Genomic DNA, 435 nt, shown 5'->3' with positions numbered 1-435 from the left:
CCGCGTGACCAGGAAGCCGCCGAAGATGTTGACCGACGCCAGCAGCACCGCCAGCGCGCCCAGCACGCTCGATGCCCCGATCACCGCCGGACCCGCCGCGATCAAGGCGCCGACCACGATCACCGAGGAGATCGCGTTGGTCACGCTCATCAAGGGCGAGTGCAGGGCCGGCGTCACCCGCCACACCACGTAATAGCCGACGAAGCAGGCCAGCACGAACACCGTCAGACCGGTCAGGAAGAAGCCGTGCTCTCCCGCCGGCACCGCGGTTGCCGCCTGCGCCTGTGCGGCCAGCGCCTGGGCCTGGTTGGCCAGGCCCCGCGCCGCCTCGGCCAGACCCTGTGCGCCCTGCGCGAGTTCCTCTGTCGCCATCGTCCGCTCTCCTACGCCGCCTGCTCGGCTTTGCCGCCGAAGTTCGGATGCACCACCCGGCCC

Annotated in this window: 1 protein-coding gene; it reads right to left on the bottom strand. The window is 71.0% G+C overall.

The genetic code is table 11. The features are described from left to right. On the bottom strand, positions 1-372 hold a 372-nt coding region (locus tag FFK22_RS45020; protein WP_143957050.1), incomplete at its 3' end, for an NAD(P) transhydrogenase subunit alpha. Positions 373-435 lie beyond the last annotated feature (63 nt).

It is taken from the genome of Mycobacterium sp. KBS0706, from assembly GCF_005938675.2.
In the GTDB taxonomy this organism is placed as follows: Bacteria; Pseudomonadota; Alphaproteobacteria; order DSM-16000; family Inquilinaceae; genus Inquilinus.
This window is presented reverse-complemented; position numbering and strand designations above follow the sequence as displayed.